14 protein-coding genes and 1 riboswitch are annotated in these 15,024 nt (G+C 39.9%); of the genes, 11 read left to right on the top strand and 3 right to left on the bottom strand.

Features of this window, described 5'->3' with window-relative positions; all coding sequences use genetic code 11:
• Window positions 1-573: 573 nt before the first annotated feature.
• From wecB to A4245_RS17185, 5 genes are all read left to right on the top strand, one after another.
• Complete coding sequence (wecB, locus tag A4245_RS17200) at window positions 574-1,692, top strand: non-hydrolyzing UDP-N-acetylglucosamine 2-epimerase (RefSeq protein WP_067730217.1); 1,119 nt, start codon at window positions 574-576, stop codon at window positions 1,690-1,692.
• Between the two features lie 118 nt (window positions 1,693-1,810).
• Complete coding sequence (locus A4245_RS20445) at window positions 1,811-1,960, top strand: hypothetical protein (protein ID WP_199860709.1); 150 nt, start codon at window positions 1,811-1,813, stop codon at window positions 1,958-1,960.
• A gap of 408 nt (window positions 1,961-2,368) precedes the next feature.
• Window positions 2,369-3,826: an N-acetylglucosamine-specific PTS transporter subunit IIBC gene (nagE, locus tag A4245_RS17195; protein WP_067730216.1), complete on the top strand. Its 1,458-nt coding sequence runs from the start codon at window positions 2,369-2,371 to the stop codon at window positions 3,824-3,826.
• Window positions 3,827-4,078: 252 nt separating this feature from the next.
• Window positions 4,079-4,984 (top strand): nuclease-related domain-containing protein, encoded by a 906-nt coding sequence (locus A4245_RS17190; RefSeq protein WP_067730215.1) that lies wholly within the window; start codon window positions 4,079-4,081, stop codon window positions 4,982-4,984.
• 397 nt (window positions 4,985-5,381) lie between these two features.
• The gene (locus A4245_RS17185) at window positions 5,382-5,870 is read left to right on the top strand and encodes a PTS sugar transporter subunit IIA (protein WP_067730213.1); all 489 of its coding nucleotides are present in this window, start codon (window positions 5,382-5,384) and stop codon (window positions 5,868-5,870) included.
• A gap of 47 nt (window positions 5,871-5,917) precedes the next feature.
• On the opposite strand, the gene A4245_RS17180 is transcribed toward A4245_RS17185, so the two are convergent.
• Window positions 5,918-6,715 carry a MurR/RpiR family transcriptional regulator gene (locus tag A4245_RS17180; RefSeq protein ID WP_067730211.1) on the bottom strand — a complete coding sequence of 266 codons (798 nt, stop codon included), beginning with the start codon at window positions 6,713-6,715 and terminating at the stop codon, window positions 5,918-5,920.
• 200 nt (window positions 6,716-6,915) lie between these two features.
• Here A4245_RS17180 and A4245_RS17175 point away from each other — a divergent pair, with 200 nt between their 5' ends.
• From A4245_RS17175 to nagB, 4 genes are all read left to right on the top strand, one after another.
• Entirely contained in the window at window positions 6,916-8,481 is a 1,566-nt protein-coding gene (locus A4245_RS17175; protein ID WP_067730209.1) for a maltose/glucose-specific PTS transporter subunit IIC, read from the top strand.
• A gap of 12 nt (window positions 8,482-8,493) precedes the next feature.
• Window positions 8,494-9,171 (top strand): N-acetylmannosamine-6-phosphate 2-epimerase, encoded by a 678-nt coding sequence (locus A4245_RS17170; protein ID WP_067730206.1) that lies wholly within the window; start codon window positions 8,494-8,496, stop codon window positions 9,169-9,171.
• A gap of 150 nt (window positions 9,172-9,321) precedes the next feature.
• Window positions 9,322-10,491 carry an N-acetylglucosamine-6-phosphate deacetylase gene (gene nagA, locus A4245_RS17165; RefSeq protein ID WP_067730202.1) on the top strand — a complete coding sequence of 390 codons (1,170 nt, stop codon included), beginning with the start codon at window positions 9,322-9,324 and terminating at the stop codon, window positions 10,489-10,491.
• A gap of 69 nt (window positions 10,492-10,560) precedes the next feature.
• Window positions 10,561-11,283, top strand: coding sequence for a glucosamine-6-phosphate deaminase (gene nagB, locus A4245_RS17160; protein WP_067730200.1), 723 nt, complete (start codon window positions 10,561-10,563; stop codon window positions 11,281-11,283).
• Between the two features lie 103 nt (window positions 11,284-11,386).
• Here nagB and A4245_RS17155 read toward each other — a convergent pair whose 3' ends face one another.
• Window positions 11,387-11,779 carry a hypothetical protein gene (locus tag A4245_RS17155; RefSeq protein ID WP_067730194.1) on the bottom strand — a complete coding sequence of 131 codons (393 nt, stop codon included), beginning with the start codon at window positions 11,777-11,779 and terminating at the stop codon, window positions 11,387-11,389.
• 352 nt (window positions 11,780-12,131) lie between these two features.
• Between A4245_RS17155 and A4245_RS17150 the strand changes: the two genes are divergently transcribed.
• Window positions 12,132-13,061, top strand: coding sequence for a DMT family transporter (locus tag A4245_RS17150; protein ID WP_067730191.1), 930 nt, complete (start codon window positions 12,132-12,134; stop codon window positions 13,059-13,061).
• A 151-nt stretch (window positions 13,062-13,212) separates the two neighbouring features.
• Here the strand turns inward: A4245_RS17150 and A4245_RS17145 are convergent, their stop codons facing one another.
• A complete protein-coding gene (locus A4245_RS17145) occupies window positions 13,213-13,479 on the bottom strand; it encodes a hypothetical protein (protein ID WP_157087759.1) in 267 nt (88 codons plus the stop codon).
• Window positions 13,480-13,762: 283 nt separating this feature from the next.
• Window positions 13,763-13,846: riboswitch (cyclic di-GMP riboswitch) on the top strand.
• A 79-nt stretch (window positions 13,847-13,925) separates the two neighbouring features.
• Between A4245_RS17145 and A4245_RS17140 the strand changes: the two genes are divergently transcribed.
• Window positions 13,926-15,024 (top strand): DUF5667 domain-containing protein (locus tag A4245_RS17140; RefSeq protein ID WP_067730188.1); only part of this gene is annotated, 1,099 nt, incomplete at its 3' end.

Below are 15,024 nucleotides of genomic sequence, written 5' to 3'. Positions count from 1 at the left end.
CTGATCTCTGGAAATCAACTTGATATTTGATTCTCTATCCCAACTTCATCATGAGAACATGTAACCATCACCTTGGTTTCATTATATAGGTGAATCTCATACTCAATTCCTGAACCTATTAAAATTAGAAATACTATTATTAGAAGAATATATTTTCTTCTTTCCAGAAAATCTTTGGTTCATTGTACTAGCTCCACATGACAGATATAATATTATTTTACATATAAATGGAATCTATGAATAGTGCAATCTCCGAATAAAATTAAGCTATTAGAAGTGCAGAGTTTAGAACTTTGTGTTAATCAAGCGATGAGTGCGCTGGAAATAACGTAACAGTGTCAAGATGAACAATGGGAACTGTGAAAGAAGCTTAAGCAAATTTAACTTTCTAGTTAACTGTATCCACTTTAAATGGAGTACTTTTATGTTTCTTGAAAGAACTACAATTAAGTGTTAGGTTAAATTTGTATGGTATAATTTCGTTGAATACAATGATAAAGAGAATACAACATACGAGGATATATAGTAGCAGAAAACAGTATATAATATATAACTAAAATGGAGTGACAGGACATGAGTAACCGCATTAAAGTAATGACAATTTTCGGAACAAGACCAGAAGCAATAAAAATGGCACCACTTGTTCTCGAATTAAACAAACGTTCCGAGGAGTTTGAATCGATTGTAACTGTAACTGCTCAGCATCGTGAAATGCTGGACCAGGTTCTCGAGATTTTTAACATCACTCCTGACTTTGATCTAAACATTATGAAAAAACAGCAATCACTAGCGCAAATAACTACTCGTGCATTAGAGGGGCTCGATGAAGTTATGAAGGAAACAGAACCTGACATCGTTCTCGTTCATGGCGACACAACAACAACTTTTGCAGCATCTCTTGCAGCATTCTATAATCAGATTGCAGTTGGTCACGTAGAAGCGGGACTTCGGACATGGAATAAATATTCACCATATCCGGAAGAGATGAATCGCCAGCTTACCGGCGTAATGGCCGATTTGCATTTTTCGCCAACTGAAAAATCAAAGGAAAACCTACTGGCTGAGAACAAACCAGCTGAAAGCATCGTCGTTACAGGAAATACCGCAATTGATGCATTGAAGACCACAGTAGATAAATCATATTCTAGTACTGTTCTCGATGACATTGGCGATAAACGGCTTGTCCTTATGACCGCACATCGCAGAGAAAATCTTGGCGAAAATATGCAATCCATGTTCCGTGCAATCAAACGGTTAGTGGAAACACATGATGATATCCAAGTAATTTATCCCGTACATTTAAATCCGGTTGTACAGGAAACAGCGAATGAGATTCTTGGTAACGATGATCGGATCCAATTGATTGAACCACTTGGTGTAGTAGATTTCCATAATTTCGCATCACGTGCCTATTTAATACTAACAGACTCTGGCGGCGTGCAGGAAGAAGCACCTTCTCTAGGAGTTCCGGTACTTGTCCTGCGTGATACAACGGAGCGCCCAGAAGGAATTGATGCAGGTACACTTAAATTAGCTGGAACAGATGAAGATACAATCTATAATCTGGCCAATGAATTATTATCTGATAAAGAAGCCCATGATAAAATGGCAAAAGCATCGAATCCATATGGTGACGGGGAAGCGTCAAGAAGAATAGCAGATGCAATCGTACAATACTTTGAAAATAAATGATAGAGAGCTGCTGTCGATAAGATAGCGGCTCTATTTTTAGTATTTGAGGTTGAAAAAAATTTAATAATAGCGTAAAATGATTGACAATTAGTAAAGTAAATTAAAGAAGGTATAATAAATGGGAGAGCAAGAAAAATACGCGAGAATGTTAAAAAAGTTAATCGATGATACTGAAAGCTCAAGAATTCAGACCATGGAAGAACTAATCCAACAATTGATTAATGAATTGACTAACACTAACAAAGAAGAACTTCGCACACATGCTTAAATATCAACAGTTCACCTGTAGGAAAGGAGTTTCGATAATAAAATCGAAGCTCTTTTAATTTTGCTTTCATCATTAGACAAGAATGGCAAATAAGTGTTATTTCCCGGGAAATGTCGACAATGGAAATACCTGCAATTATTAGTAATAAGCATTGTTAAACACTTTTCTTTTAGAGGTTATAATTTCGTTTTATTCCAGAAAAATTAGTTTTATCGACCACACTACTAGCAAGTGATATAATTGTCTTAAAGCTTAATATACTAACTGATTAACTTCCATCATTGATAATAATTCTAATTTATATACTAAAATGATAGCGATTGCATGCGGTGTAAACTGCAGACTTTGCCGAAGTTTGTCGGTTCTTAACTATTCAGCTTTACCATTCTTGAACAGGAGGTTTTTAACATGATGAATTATTTACAGAACCTTGGTAAGTCCCTCATGCTCCCGGTAGCTGTTTTACCAGCTGCTGCGATCCTGATGGGGGTCGGTTATTGGATTGACCCGGCTGGCTGGGGTTCGGGAAATGTAGCGGCAGCATTCTTGATAAGTGCAGGTAGCGCCATCTTGGATTATATTCCAATTCTATTTGCAGTTGGTGTTGCAATTGGGATGACAAAGGCAAAGGATGGTCCGGCCGCGCTCAGTGGATTGGTCGGATACCTGGTAATTACGACTGTACTTTCCACAGATAATGTTGCCAATCTGCAACAAATCGATCCAGAGAATGTAAACATGGCATTTGGCGCAATCCAAAACGTTTTTATTGGGATTATTTCCGGATTAGTCGCTGCAACATTGTATAACCGCTATAGTAATGTCACCTTACCGGATGCTTTTGCATTTTTCAGTGGAAAAAGACTTGTACCAATTCTAACAGCAGCAACCATGATGGTCGTATCGGTAATCATGTTGTTCGTATGGCCTGTCGTTTATACTGGATTGGTCTCGTTCGGTACAACGTTTAGTAACCTAGGAGCCGTGGGAGCAGGCCTTTATGGGTTCTTTAACCGTATCTTGATCCCAACTGGATTGCACCACGCACTGAACAATGTGTTTTGGTTTGATGTAGCAGGAATTAACGATATAGGTAACTTTTGGAACGGGACAGGAGAAAAAGGAGTTACTGGTATGTATCAGGCTGGTTTCTTCCCGATCATGATGTTCGGTTTACCGGCAGCAGCACTAGCAATGTACCACACTGCTAAAACAAATCGGAAAAAGCAGGCAGCATCGCTACTTATGGCATCAGCCTTTGCATCATTCTTTACCGGTGTTACAGAGCCACTTGAATTCTCATTCATGTTCCTTGCGCCAGTATTATATATCGTGCATGCTGTATTGACAGGGATATCCCTAGCTATCGCAGCAACGTTCGACTGGACTGCTGGATTTAGCTTTAGTGCCGGATTAGTGGACTTTGTGCTGAGCTCTGGACTGCCACTGGCAAACCAGCCATATATGTTGCTTGTACAGGGACTGGTATTCGGATTAATTTATTACTTCCTTTTCCGTTTCCTAATCAACAAATTCAACTTTAAAACCCCAGGTCGCGAAGAGGAAAATGTGGAAGCAACAGAAGAAACGGACGCAAATAATGAACACACAAAAGGTGACAGATTCGCTGTAATGGCAGAGAAAATTTATGCAGGCCTCGGTGGAGATGAAAACGTAACCTCTGTCGACAACTGTGCAACCCGCCTTCGTATCGAAGTAAAGGATATGGATAAGGTAGATCAGCAAACGATTAAATCTACAGGAGTTCCTGGCATCAATGTTGTAGGCAAGCATAATATCCAGGTAATTGTAGGAACTCAGGTTCAGGCAGTTGCTGAGGAAGTGAGAAAAATTCGCAAAGAATAGCATTCACTATTGAAGGTAAAGGCTAGTGTTCCGAATAGGAGTGCTAGCCTTTTCAATTAACAACAAGGGAATAACGATTATCTCAGAAGTCGTATGTACAGCCACCTATTCCTTTATAGGCCCCGTACCCTGATTTTACATAACAACCTATAATTACTTTTTAATTTCGACTTAATTTAGCACATTCTTATTTCTTTTAATTAATAAATCTAATATAATAAATAATAGTAAATTTTATAAAGGATGTGGACGATGCCTTATAAATCTCGTACCAAGTCGAAGGAATTAAAAATCTTAGCATTATTAGACAAGCGAATGAAATTAACCAGCAAGGCTAAGCAGCACTATGTAAGTCTAAAAAAAGGTTATGAAGGAGAGGTGTTATTTGATAGCTTAACTGAAAATCTTACATGCGAATGCTTGATCCTAAACGATTTGTTACTCGAAGTTAACAACACGCTTTTCCAAATTGATTCCCTGATTATCATGCAAGGAAAGGTTTCCTTTTTTGAAGTGAAAAACTATGAAGGCGATTATTATTATCAATCTGACAAACTGTTCAAGAAACCCCGGTTAGAGGTTATCAATCCGCTGCACCAATTGAGCAGAAGCGAATCCCTGCTACGACAATTCTTCCTCAATCACGGCTTCAATCTTCAAATAGATGCATACGTAGTCTTTATCAACCCTGACTTCAACTTATATCAAGCCCCTTTTGATAAACCCATTATTTTCCCCAACCAGATAAATCGATATATAGAAAATCTAAACAAAATAACTACAAAATTAACGGCAAACCACAAAAAATTAGCCGATCAATTAATGGACTTGAACAAAGTCGATTCTCCTTTTAGCCAACTACCTTCCTACGATTATGAACAACTACAAAAGGGAATATCTTGTCTAAAATGCCATTCATTCTCAATTTCAGTCGAAAAAAGAAATTGTGTTTGCCAAGAATGCACTTATGAAGAATCAGTTTCAAACGCGGTACTAAGAGCCGTTAAGGAATTCCAGATTCTATTTCCAAATAAAAAGATTACAACCAACATAATTTATGATTGGTGCCAAGTGGTGAAATCGAAACAAAGAATTAGAAGAATACTGGCAAGTAAATATAAAATTGTAGGCGTTCATCAATGGGCTTACTATGTTTAATTTCTAGTGCACTTTGATGATTTTTCAGGCTTCTTCATTGTTTTACAATCTTCATTGTTATGATGAAGGTTTTTTCGTTCCATTACACTTTGATCTTCATCGCAGTGATGAAGTTCATTTCTTCGGTGTATTCATCGCTCTTTGACCTTCATAGCCGTGATGAAGCTCATTTCCCCGTCTATTTCCTCGCCCTTTGACTTTCATAGTCGTGATGAAGTTCATTTCCTCTGCTATTCCATCGCCATTTGATCCCCATCACCATGCTGAAGAGCATTTCTCCGCCTCACTATTCAGCTTGACCTCTTCCTCCATTAATACTACTATTTAATTTAAGCATTTCTAGTTATTAGGTAGTGCATCTTTACACTGAAATTGTTGAAAATCGGAGGGAAACAACATGTTCAAGAACCTATTCGGCAAGAAAAACAAAGAATCTGATAAATTTATTGCTCCAATGACCGGTGAGCTGATTCCAATTACAGAAGTTCCTGATGAAGTGTTTTCCGGGAAGATGATGGGGGATGGCTTTGCGATTGTACCAAAGGAAGGGACGGTTTTTTCGCCAATCGATGGTAAGATTGTCAATATCTTTCCGACAAGCCATGCGATTGGATTGGAGTCCAATTTGGGTCGTGAAATTTTAATCCATATTGGAATCGACACAGTTGAGTTAAAAGGAAATGGTTTTGAGCCACTAGTTAAAGAAAATGACGAAGTGAAAGCGGGCCAACCGCTAATGAAAGTAGATTTGGAGTATGTTGGAAATAATGCAACTTCAACCATTACCCCGATTGTTTTTACCAACTTAAATGAGGGCGAATCGGTAACGTTGGAAGTCCAAGGTGCTGTTAACAAAGGTGCAGATAACATTATTACAATTAAATAAAAGACAGGAAGATCCACGTCAGAAATACAACGTTGATCTTCCTTTTTTTATCCATATTCACTAATGGCCCTTAACGTCTTCTTTCGGTGCTCCATCAACTTCTCATGATTCAACAGCTTATACGTCAATACATCAAGCAAAAACAGCCCCGGAATTTGTGTGTTGATAAACTTCTCATCCTCAATATATTTATAGCTTGAAATTAAAATCACTTCGTCTGCAAGCTTCGTAAGCATTGTATCTTCATAGTTGGTAACGGCAATGGTCGTGGCTTTGTTTTCTTTTGCCAATTTTGCCGAATTAATTACAGATTTTGTCTTACCTGAATTGGAAAAACAAATTAATAGGTCATTTTCATTCAATAAAGCACTTTTCATGAGCATTCCATGGGCGTCGGTGGTGGACTGTGAAGGGATTCCCATACGCTGGATACGGCTGTTAAACTCATTGGCAATCAGCCCGGAATTTCCGACCCCACAAAATAACACGTTATTTGCACTTAACATTAAACCAACAATCTTGCTTGTCTGCTCCTCACTGATAAATTGCTGTGTCGATTTAATAATGGAATCATAGTAATTATAGATGATACCAAATGTTTTATCGGTTTTAGTCGTTTCCACAACTGTTTTTTCGATGGAATATTTCATTTGTTGGAATGAATCAAAATCAAGTCTTTTGCAGAACCTAGTAATACTTGCAGGCGATACCTCTATCTCTTCGGATAAGTCAGTAATCGTTTTGCTGATCACTATATCTTTATTGGTCATCAGGTAGCGAATAATTTTACGGTCGTTGCTCGTTAATATGGAATTATACTTTTGAATTCTATTTTCGAAATTCATTTTGCAATGTCCTTTCTGGATTGGGAGGCATAAGTGATGTTGCTGCTTCGGAAGTAAATTCGGTTCTGATGCCTTTTACATCATTTCTTCATTACTACTAATAATAACACGTTAAATATGGAATCTAAAAGAATGTATTGACGTACATGAAAACGTTTGATACTATTTATTTAAAATTATTTTCATTTAGGGGGAAAATCATGAAAAAGTTTTTCAGTAAAGCGCAGCAATTCGGTAAGTCATTTATGTTACCGATTGCAATTTTACCTGCAGCCGGTCTTTTGTTAGGTATTGGTGGAGCGCTTTCGAATCCAAATACAGTTGCCGCATATCCAGTATTGGATTTTGCTTGGCTTCAAGCTATTTTTACGGTGATGAGTTCAGCCGGTAATATTGTATTCGCGAACTTGCCAGTTATATTTGCTGTTGGGGTTGCCATTGGTTTGGCAAAATCAGACAAAGGGACTGCCGGGTTGGCTGCTTTAATCGGCTATCTCGTTATGAACGCAACGATTAATGCAGTCCTGATTATTACCGATAATTTGGCTGCCGAAAACTTATCAGCAGTTGGTCAAGGTTTTGCCCTCGGCATTCAAACACTTGAATCAGGAGTGTTCGGTGGTATTGTCGTCGGTATTATGGCAGGACTCTTGCATAATCGCTTTAATAAAATCGAATTACCGCAGTTTTTGGGATTCTTTGGTGGCTCCCGTTTCGTACCGATTGTAACATCGTTTTCTGCAATATTGTTAGGGGTTGCGATGTACTATATCTGGCCGATTTTCCAAAGCCTTATTTTCAACATCGGTGATATTGTCAATGCAACCGGTTATATCGGAACATTTTTCTATGGCTTTATTCTTCGTATGCTTGGACCATTTGGATTGCATCATATTTTCTACTTACCGTTCTGGCAAACCGGACTTGGTGGGGCAATGGAGATTGGCGGTCAATTAGTTCAGGGAACACAGAATATTTTCTTTGCTCAGCTTGGTGATCCTACGACAGAGAAGTTTTTTGAAGGTACTTCACGATTTATGTCCGGACGCTTTATTACGATGATGTTCGGTCTGCTCGGTGCTGCTTATGCGATTTATCGTACGGCAAAACCGAAAAACAAGAAGGTTGTCGGTGGATTGATGCTTTCTGCTGCACTTACTTCTTTCTTGACTGGTATTACAGAGCCTTTGGAGTTCTCCTTCCTATTCGTAGCTCCAGTACTGTACGTTGTGCATGCGGTGTTTGACGGGCTCGCATTTATGCTCGCACATATTTTCCAAATCACAATTGGACAGACATTCTCCGGTGGTTTCATCGACTTTATTCTGTTCGGTGTATTACAAGGACAGGATTTGACAAACTGGATTTACGTCATTCCAATCGGTCTTATCTGGTTCTTCCTGTATTTCATTACATTCACATTCCTGATCAAGAAGTTCAATTTCAAAACTCCTGGTCGTGAAGATGAAAAAGTTGTCGATGCAAATGCAGATGATGATGCTGGCGCAAAAACCGTTAACATGGACAAAGCAGGTCGTCCATATGCTATTATTGAAGCTCTTGGTGGTGAAGGAAACCTTGTTGACGTGGACAACTGTGCAACCCGCCTGCGTGTTACCGTGAAAGATGGCGAAAAGGTAAACCAGGATGCATTGAAAGAAACTGGAAGCAAAGGTGTTATTCTTAAAGGGGACGGGGTACAGGTTGTATATGGCCCGCAGGTTTCCGTCATTAAAAATGAAATTGAAGAAGTGTTAGAAGATTAGGAGTTGAAAACTGTGCATTTACCAAAACATTTGATCGTATCCTGTCAGGCTCTCGAGGATGAACCGTTACATTCCTCCTATATCATGAGCAAGATGGCCCTGGCCGCTTATCAGGGTGGAGCAAAAGGGATTAGAGCAAATTCAAAAGAAGATATTATCGAAATCAAAAAGGAAGTCGATCTTCCAGTAATCGGAATTGTAAAAAGAGATTATCAGGCGTCAGAGGTATATATTACAGCAACAACAAAAGAGGTTGATGAATTGATTGAGAGCGGCTGCGAAGTCATTGCGATGGATGCAACCTTTAGTGAAAGACCAGAAAAACCCCTGGAAGAACTTGTTGACTATGTGCGCAAAAATGCCCCCGGTGTAGAGCTGATGGCCGATATTGCAACGGTTGAAGAAGCTGTCCATGCAGAGAAGCTGGGCTTTGATTATATCGGCACTACCTTACATGGTTATACAAATGATACAAAGGGTAAAAAGCTGTATGAGAACGATTTTGCCTTTCTGAAAGAAGTTCTTCAGGCTGTGAAAAAGCCAGTCATTGCAGAAGGTAATGTAGGAACACCCGAAATGCTGAAACGTGTATTTGAGCTTGGGGTATACTCCGCCGTTGTTGGGGGAGCAATCACGAGACCAAAAGATATTACAAGTAAATTTGCAAATGAAATTAAAGGGTTAGTATAAGGGGGATATCTCTCGAGGCCATTGAATAAAAGAGGTGTGGTTCGGAATGAAGGTTTGATCCGAATCAACTTCTTTTATAGATGGCTCTTTCTGTTTGATGTATGCTAAGAGTATAAGGTTTATATTATACGTAGAAAGGAGCGTGCGTACATGCAGGGTAGTTCACTTTATATTAAGAACGCAAAGATATATCTGGAAAATAAAGTGGTTCCGGACGGTGGTATTTATATTGAAAATGGACAAATTAAAAGCATTGTTGAAGGCGGCGAGTTACCTGATTTGCCAGAGAACGTGCAAATTATGAACGGGAAAAACTTCAATGCCATACCGGGCTTTATCGATGGCCATATTCACGGAGCATATGGTGCCGATGTGATGGATGCGACAGAAGAAGCGCTGGATACGATGGCAGCCAATTTGCCGAGTGAAGGGACAACAAGTTTTCTTGCAACGACGATTACCCAGTCTCCTGAAAATATTGATGTCGCACTTAAAAATATCTCTGCATATGAGAGTAAACCGGCACAGGCGGATCTGATCGGTGTTCATCTTGAAGGTCCATTTGTTGAAAAGTCGAAAGCAGGCGCACAGCCTGAAAAGTACATTATCGAACCTGATCTTGAGAAATTTAAGAGATGGCAAAAGCTTTCTGGGGGTAAAATAAGAACCATTACGATGGCGCCTGAGCATGATAAGGACGGCTCCTTTATCGGACAGTTAGCGGAATCCGGTGTCAATGTCTCCGCTGGGCACACAGCTACGGACTTTGCTGGAATGAAACAGGCAGTCGCATATGGTGTCCAACAGGTAACACATCTGTGTAACGCTATGTCAGGGATCCATCACCGGGATATCGGGGTTGTCGGTGCAGCTTTCCAGTTGGAGGAACTCCGCGGGGAAGTTATAGCTGATGGAATCCACATCGCTCCGGAAATGCTTCAATTGATTTTCAATAATATGGGTAGTGACCGCTTAATCCTCATTACCGATGCCATGCGAGCAAAAGGCTTGCCAGCAGGGGATTACGAACTAGGCGGACAGCCGGTTATTGTTAATGAAGACCGTGCTGTTCTAAAAGACGGCACACTGGCTGGAAGCATCCTGAAAATGCATGAAGGTGCCCAGCAACTGCTGCAGCTTAATGGGGTTGACTTTGAAGACATCATCAAAATGGCTTCCATCAACCCGGCAAAACAGCTGAATGTCTATGATAAGAAGGGCACCATCGAAGTCGATAAAGACGCAGACATACTAATCGTAGACGACCAATTAAACATAAAACACACCATCTGCCGCGGCACAATCGCCTACAGCAGTTAGGTGCCTCACTCCCCCAGTGCCAGGCGCCACCCGAATTTTGTCGAATGATATGGAAGGAGGCAAAGTGGTTTGGAAATAATAAAAGTTAAAGATTATGATGAAATGAGCGCTAAGGCATGCTCATATATAATAGAAAAAATAAAACAACTGCAAGCTCCAGTGCTTGGCCTTGCTACAGGTTCAACTCCTGAAGGCCTGTACAAAAGTTTAATTCAACAGTATAACGAGCAGAACGTTTCATTTAACGACGTTTCCACCTTTAACCTAGATGAATATGTTGGCTTGGAGAACGACGATCCAAACAGCTATCATTTTTATATGAACGAAAAGCTATTCAAGCATATTGATATTGAGCAGAATCATATTCACATCCCAAATGGCGTTGCCGAGAACTTGGACAATGAATGTCAGGATTATGAGCAACAGATTATGGATGCGGAAAAGGTTGATATTCAAATACTCGGTTTAGGCTTAAACGGTCATATCGGGTTCAATGAGCCAGGCACTCCATTCTCCAGCCGAACGCATATCGTCGACTTGGACGAATCGACCCGTAAAGCTAATGCAAGATTTTTCGATTCAATAGAAGAGGTCCCTAAAAAGGCAATCACAATGGGTCTGGATACGATTATGCAGAGTAAAGAAATTCTGTTGCTCGTTTCTGGCGCAAGCAAGCGAGAAGCACTTGATCGCCTGCTGAATGGAGATATTTCCGAAGAATTTCCTGCTTCAATCCTGCAGCAGCATGAACATGTAACAATCATTGCGGATAAATCGGCATTGGAAGGATAGCAACCGCTCCCGGCCCGGGGAGGTGCCTGTCACTCCCCGGATTTTGTCGAATAAAATAAAAATGGGATGAGGGCTATAGTGCACCTCATCCCATTTAAAATTTTTATAATTTCTTCACAGCAATTGCCGGTGAATAACTTGCTATCCGGCAGTCTTCCAGATTCTCTTCTGCGAGCAGGCCAAGTTCGATTGCTGCATTGATTTTACCATCATCTGGTTTTTTGACAACTTTAATCAGGTCATCCAATTGCATCTCCTCGAGCAGTGCAACGGTATCCTTCTCATGAAACTTTTCGGATTTTCTGATCTGCCTGATCAGCTTATATTTCCCCTCAACTAACTCTCCTTTTTTATTTATTCCTTCATGTTCATCCATATACGCATGAAAATTAGTTTTCAACTGACTCATCTCTGCATCTATCTCTTTCTTCATCTTATTGAGGTCATAATAACGGGCTAGCATCTCTTCAGTTATAAGCAAGTTCTCTGCACTCATCCAATCCCTCCAGATAAAGCTTGTTTATAGAGTTTATTTTAATGAGGGAGGGAATATTACAATATTATTAATTGGATTGCACAACATTCCGCAACTTTTGTATAACATACAAAAGTGAGTGGGGAGGGCCGGAGAATAAGAGTTTTAACTTTGCCGAACAGCGCCCTTGTTAGTGCCGCGCATTTGCCAATGTCATTTTGCAAACTTTTTTTACTTTGCATTGCGCAGCTTCAAAAGTCCGCACATCTACAGTAAATGTTGCACTCCCTCAATCAGGCAAGTCACTTCACTTGAAAATTTCCCATCCATCACATAATCTATTAAGGGCTCGTACACATTAGGAGATGACATCATGAACAATCTATTCCAAAATAAATGGTCTGTTATAGCCATTGCCATATTTTGCTCAATATTATGGGGGAGCGCATTCCCTGTATTGAAAATAAGCTACGAAGAACTGCAAATGGCACCAGACGATACGATTGCAAAAATTGTATTTGCCGGGTGGCGCTTTTTGCTTGCTGGTCTGATTGTATTGGTAGGTTTGCTGCTTACCAGTCCCCGCCATCTATTGGTGACCCGGAGGCAGATAAAAGTATTGATAATTCTAGGTATCTTCCAAACCTCGCTCCAATACTTTTTCTTTTACAATGGTCTGGCAAAAGTGTCAGGTATGCAGGGTGCAATCCTATCTTCCAGTGGTACATTTTTTACAGTTCTTATAGCTCATTACTTTTATACAAATGATCGAATGAATTGGAATAAGACGATCGGTTTAATCGCCGGATTTACCGGTATTATCGTCGCAAACTGGGGCCAGGAATTTCAGCTGAGCTTCCAGCTGACAGGTGAGGGCTATATGATCCTCGCTGCATTGACCGGCGCCATCGGAACGATTATGGCGAAGGAATTTGCCATAGGAATCCACCCATTTGCACTTACCGGCTGGCAGCTGACAATCGGTGCAACGATTCTGCTCGTAATCGGCCTTCCTCAAATCAGCGAAAATGCAATTATCTTTAATCCGCTTGGAACAGGCTTATTAATATACTCGGCACTGCTCTCAGCAATCGCATTTGCGCTCTGGTATTCGCTGTTAAAATATAACAAAGCAGGCGAAATCAGTATGTACAAATTTGTTGTTCCCGTTGCAGGAACAGTTTTGTCGGCAATGTTTATACTCGGCGAAGAGCTGAATATGTTTATTGTTGGGTCCATTGCGCTCGTGGCTGTTGGTATTGTTGCGATTAATTATAAAGGGCGAGCGAGGGAGCGGTCCTGAACCCTTACAAGATATTTATCTAAAAGATGAACCCGGTTTGGAATGTAATCCTGACCGGGTTTGTTTATGAGGAAATAATTTATGTAGATTAAATCTGAGAAGTATTCACACCCAATGTATTTTTAATGCGATGTATATCTACTCTGTTTTCCTATATTTCTTTACCCATATGCGATTGGTTAGTAGTGAGAAGATTAATTTCCTCTTTGAACGCCTCAAACTCTTTGGCACCCACAATCTTCATACCGTCCGATTCAGTTAAGAGCTGTTCCTGACCATAACTTAATGCCTTCAATATCTCACCATGTTCTTTAAATTTCCTGCTGTGTTCCTCATGCTTTTTACTATGCTCATCTAACTTCCCAATAATCTTATCTAGCATTGATATAATCTCATCTTCCTTCTCCACGTTATTCACCTCCATTTATCTCCTATAATATAGCATAAATTTAATTGGACAGAAATCGACAATCTTTGAGGAATAAGTGAAACTTAATTCCAATGATATTAATTATTAACATCAAAGATAAAAACCCCGATATAAAGATAAGATTGATTAATTTCTTCTGTTTTCTTTGTACTATGTTAGAATGGTGAAGGGCTATAAAGCCAAGAAAGACGAAAGTTCAGCAAAATCACATTATAAAAATACTTACATAACAGATGTTGGCTGAGAAAATGGGGGTGTCATCTTTTTTCGTTTTAAATAAAGGCAAAACTGTTGAAAGACAGTGACGCAAAGTCACAGACCTAACGCTATATGCTACGGTGGCTGGACTGCTGAAGAATGGAGAAAGAAAACTTCCATAGTTAATTTTGAAATTCTTCCAATCCAAAAATAATTTGAATTAGGGAGGCTTTTTTATGTTTAATATAAAAAAACAGATGGGGAAATATTGTACTATAGTTATCATAGCAACTTTTTGGGGATTTTCTTTTAACGCACCCCAAGCTTTTGCGGATAACCATGGTGTAAGTGAGGATAGAGTGTCTAACGAAATTGAAGAAACAGAAGCCATTGAAGAATCCACAGAGGAACAAGCTATTGATCAACCTGATGGGGATGAGATAAGTGATCAAGAAGACGAAGAGTTATCTCTCGTTCCCGGTGATTTTTTCTATTTCGTCAAAAAGCTTCAAGAGAATGTACAATTAGCCTTTACTTTCGATGATGTTAAAGAGGCTGAGCTTCTTACAGAATTTGTAGATGAACGGATTAGAGAAGCAGAAGCCTTATTTGCAAAGGGCGAGGAAGAGCTGGCTATAGAAACATTGGAAACTGCTATTAAACAACAAGAGGAAGCTTTCGCAGCATATGAACAGGCAGAACCGGTCGAAGCAGGTAACGAGGAAATGGATGCCGATAAAAAGAACCTCGAAAATGCTGAAAGTGAGACAGAGTCTGACGAAGAAAAAAACGAAGAAAATGTCGGTGATACCGAAACAGAAGAAGTGGTATATGTAGAAGAACCCCAACTCGAAGATGACTCTGCTGATGATAGACGTTCAGCACTTGAAGCCAGATTCAGTTCTAATCTCCTAGCTTTGCAAGCGGCATTAGAAAAAGTGGGCAATCCTCAAGCGAAAGAATCACTTGCTAAAAACGTAGCTAAAGCACAAGACAGGCTGGAGAGGAAAGTTATTAAATTTGCTGGTCGGCAAGGAAACGAAGAAGCTTCAGGTACAGATGAAATCACTATAGATGAGACCGATTCCGAAGATACAGATGTAAGCGAAAAGGGTACCCAAGAAGACTCTAAAGTACTTTCCGCCACGGACGAAGAAGTGGCCTCCTCTCTAGAAGAAGATGAAACCACTGAGGAAGATGTGTTACAAAGCGCAAAAAAATCAGAACTGAGGCAGAATGAAAAGAAAGCGGAGCAGGAAGTAAAGCAGGTTGAGAAGAAAACAGAGCAGGAAGTAAAGCAGGTTGAGAAGAAAACAGAGCAAGAAGTAAAGCAGG

It is taken from the genome of Oceanobacillus damuensis, from assembly GCF_001618145.1.
Classification (GTDB): Bacteria; Bacillota; Bacilli; order Bacillales; family Amphibacillaceae; genus Oceanobacillus; species Oceanobacillus damuensis.
Note: the sequence above shows the minus strand (reverse complement) of the source record. Positions and strands in the feature narration are given on the sequence as shown.